Source organism: Candidatus Neomarinimicrobiota bacterium, assembly GCA_034716895.1.
Classification (GTDB): Bacteria; Fidelibacterota; UBA8477; order UBA8477; family JABMPR01; genus JABMPR01.
Genome location: JAYEKW010000060.1, coordinates 1 through 4,341 on the forward strand (window position 1 = coordinate 1; position 4,341 = coordinate 4,341).

Consider the following 4,341-nt stretch of genomic DNA (forward strand, 5'->3'; position numbering starts at 1 on the left):
CCCGGTTACTATAGCCCGGCAGACATCTATCGGACAAATTTTGGTCTTAAGTTGAATCATATGCTTGATGAAGATAGTTATTATGAAGTGATGTACCAGTATCTGCGCAGTAAATACTGGACCTTTGAAACCGACGCTCGGGATCCTCAATTAATTGAGATCTATGATGGCGTGTGGCGTGATGAGGCACCCTATGGATATGATGGTGGCGAATGGATGAATTTGGGACGCGATAGCAGTCTGATCCAGACTCACTCGCTCAAAGCAGATTACACGCGACAGGTGAACACCAGGAATCAGTTGAAAACCGGCATACGGATTATCCGGAATCAATTGCAGGTGCGCTCCTATACTGAGAGTGACAAGGATACCTGGACCAGGGAGCAAAATTACGATAGATCCCCTTACAGTATTGCCGCTTACATCCAAAATAAGCTGGAATATGAGGGCTTTATTGCCAACCTGGGTTTGCGCACTGAATACAATAATCCCAATGCACCCAACTATTTGCTGGATCCATTTGACCCAATCTATAGCCAGGGTCTGGGTAGTGATCTTGAGGAAAATGCCGATCAGGAGGATGCCGCCAACTTCTGGACTATCAGTCCCCGTCTGGGAATCTCTCATCCCATAACCGATCGCTCCAAACTCTATTTCAATTATGGCCATTTTCATTCAGAACCAGCTTCCACCTATCGTTTTCGTTTGCAGCGGGAATCCAATGGGAAAGTGACTTCCATTGGGAATCCTGATTTGAAGCTGGAGCAGACCATCGCGTATGAGCTGGGTTATTCACATAGCATCCAGGATGCTTACCTGATCAATATTGCGACCTACTATAAGGATGTTCGCAATCAACCGGGCTGGATCAAATATACCAGTGTTGATGGATCAGTGAACTATAGTGAGCCAGATAATAATAATTATGCAGATATCAGAGGAATTGAATTAACCCTGTCCAAGTTGAAGGGGGATTGGTTCACCGGGTTTGTCAATTATACCTATATGGTGAGAACCTCAGGGTATTTCGGTTTGACCCATTATTATCAGGATCCCATGGAGCAACGTGATTTTGTCGCTTTAAACCCACAGGAGAGTCGGCCGGTTCCCACACCTTATGCTCGGCTTAACCTTGTTTTTCACACACCTCATAAATTTGGACCTACTCTGGCAGGAATTACGCCACTGGAAGATTGGAATCTGACATTGCTGGCATCCTATCGAGCTGGTTCAACCTGGCAGTGGTCAGAAGGAAATCGTACCCGTACCAGACCATGGGTGGACTCACACTCGGTCAGCTCACGCCTGGCTCGGACTTTCGAGACCAATCTTGGCGATCTTGAGTTTTTTATGGATGTGTCGAATCTGTTGAACATGAAATGGTTGAGCTATGCTGGTTTTGCCGGCTCACGTGATTGGCTGGCTTATCGCGCTTCACTCCATTTACCGTGGGAGGAGGGTGAGCAAAAGGGTGATGATAGACTGGGTGATTACCGTTCCTGGGACACCGAATATCGTCCTATTTACACTACTGACTCGTTAAGTAACGTGGAACAAGTACCGAAATCACATGAAATATTCTGGGAATCATCGACCAACAGTTATCATGTTTGGGATGATGCCATCAATGACTGGGCTGCGGAGCCGGTTGATCAATCAGCTATAGATGACCTGATCGAAGAAAAAGCCTATATCGATATGCCCAATATCAGATCCATGAGTTTTCTCAGTCCGCGTAAGATCACCGTTGGTATAAGAATCAAGTTTTGAGGCCATCTATGAAAAAGCTGATATTGCTAACCTTCTGTTTTGTATTGTTTGCCGGTTCTGTTCTGGCTCAGGTTGATGGTGCGTCCAGGCGCTATCTCAGGGTTGGTTCCCTCCAATCTCATTTCAGTGCCTATGGTTCGGAACGAGCCTGGACCGGATCCTACTATGAGGGATTACGTTGGCCGGCTGAGTATCCTTATCAGGATAACTCCGTGATCAAAAGAGCCTGGATCGCCTGTAAGGACTTTAAAGATGAATATGATGTAGAATACTCCAGATACGGAGTCTATTTCTACCTGGGTGATGAGGGCAGTTCATTATATCCCGTGGAACTGAAACAGAGCGCCAGTTTTACACCTCCCAGTATCTACGTCGATGGTGAGGATCTGTCAGCGATCTTTGCAGGAGACATTGACACAGTAGATGCAGATCAGATTCCTGACAGGATCATCACCAACGTGGTGAATACGGCCATGGGACTCACCCAATCCCGGACCATCCTGGCTTTTAGTCAACAGTATCATGATAACTATTTCATCAAAATATATCGGTTTACCAACACTGGAAATATCGATTGGGATCCGGAAATCGAGCTGACAGACACGCTTCACGGTGTGCGGGTTGGTTGGGGTACCCGCTATAGTATGGGGCGGGAAGCCAGTTGGGAAGTCGAGGGTGCCCAGAGTTATGGTAAGCATAACTGGGTGACCCGCAGAGGTGAAACCTATCCGCAGCACTACCTTGATCCCATCACCAGGGCTGATCCGATTCAGGATTGGATCCGGGCTGGATTCTCATGGCTGGGGCAGGCTACGGATGTTACCTGGGATAATATTGGCGCTCCTGCCGGTGTATTATCCGGTGGTAGTGGCAGACTGACCTCACCCCATCACACTGGATCAGCCGTTCTGCATGTTGATATCAGTGCTACAGACTCTACTGACGATATAAATCAGCCAGTATTCCTGGGCTGGCATGCAGGGGATACTTATCCCAGTATTGGCTCGCGAAAAGTGCTGAATATTCCCGAGATGACAGCGCTCTATAATATGCTCAGCGGTAATCCTTTTGGGGGCTCGAGTAAAGGTGGCACTGATCGGATGGATGAGACTTATCTGCAATCCAACACCCACCGTCTGGATCCCTACACCATCCATGGTGATGGTGGTGGTACGAATGTTATGCTGACCTATGGTCCTTTTGATCTTGCACCAGGGGAGAGTGTGGTCATTATTGAAGCGGAAGGGATCAATGGGATCAGCCGCCAGGTTTGTGAAGATGTAGGTGCCCGATGGAAGCAGGCTTACGACAATCCATCTGACAATGGTCCTTTTGATCTTCCAGATGGAACGACGACCAACAACAAGGACGAATATAAAAATACCTGGGTCTACACTGGTAAGGATTCCATTATGCTCACCTTCGGGCGTGCCTTAAGGAATTTCGACAGTGGCTTTATGATCCCGCAACCGCCGCGACCACCGGCCAATTTCACGGTGGAATCAGGGGGTGACAGGATTCGTCTTAGTTGGTTGCCAAGTATGTCAGAACCAGAATCTGATTTTGGTGGCTATCGGCTATTTCGAGCCATTGGTAAGCCGGATACGACACATCAGGAAATCTTTGCCTGTGGTTTTGGGACGGATACTCCTGAGTTGGCTTATTATTATGATGATACCTCGCCAGTTCGTGGACAGGCCTACTATTATTATTTGGTCGCTTTCAATGATGGGAGCAATAACCAGACAGAAATGAATCCTCAGGGATCCCTGCATAGTGGGCGTTTCTATACACAAACGACAGCCCCAGCCACTTTGAAACGTCGTGCTGGGGACAAGCTGGAAGACATTCGGGTAGTGCCCAATCCTTTTAATATCAGACGCAGTGGTACCAAACTGGATTATTTGAATGAAACGAACAAATTGATGTTCCTGGATATCCCTGGTCAATGTACCATCAGAATATTCACGGAACGGGGTGATCTCATCAAAACCATTGAGCACACGGATGGCAGTGGTGATGAGGCCTGGCACCAGATCACAGATTATCGTCAGACCATTGTCAGTGGTATCTACCTGGCTCATTTTGAAACCCCGGACGGTCGCTCAACCTATCGTAAATTCATTATTATTAGATAGCTTGGATAGGTTGGATATTTGGGTTAATAAATAAATAGTATTAACTAACGTCAGGCATATATTGGCGACGAATATTTTTTTGGATTTATCGCTTTTTATTGGAAAATGAAGATGCATAATTTGCTGCACCAGCACAGGTTTCTATCATTGGTTCGTGCAATTGGCGAATTATATTTGACGGTTACTAAAAATAATCGGATGAATGCATCTTTTTCAAATCGGAGATAACGTATTCAACACACACTACCATCAATTAAGAAATTACACTTGAGGGTTTAGCAATGATAAAAGCAAGACAGATTCTTGTCCTTTTGAGCATGGTCTCAATTTTATTTTCCGGAACAACTGGGAAAATTGCGGGGAAGGTTACAGATAGCACGACTGGGGAGGAACTTATTGGTGTGAATGTGATCATTTCTGAGCTGGGAGTTGG

At 46.4% G+C, this 4,341-nt stretch carries 2 protein-coding genes; both read left to right on the forward strand.

Features of this window, described 5'->3' with window-relative positions:
• Positions 1–1,770 (forward strand): TonB-dependent receptor (locus U9Q77_04020; GenBank protein MEA3286523.1); only part of this gene is annotated, 1,770 nt, incomplete at its 5' end.
• Positions 1,771–1,778: 8 nt separating this feature from the next.
• Positions 1,779–3,908, forward strand: a complete 2,130-nt coding sequence (locus tag U9Q77_04025) for a fibronectin (GenBank protein MEA3286524.1) — start codon at positions 1,779–1,781, stop codon at positions 3,906–3,908.
• The last annotated feature ends 433 nt before the right edge of the window (positions 3,909–4,341 follow it).

Bases quoted from the DNA above. Each gene is read 5' to 3' on its own strand.
- U9Q77_04025 (MEA3286524.1), top strand. From the start codon at position 1,779: ATGAAAAAGCTGATATTGCTAACCTTCTGTTTTGTATTGTTTGCCGGT.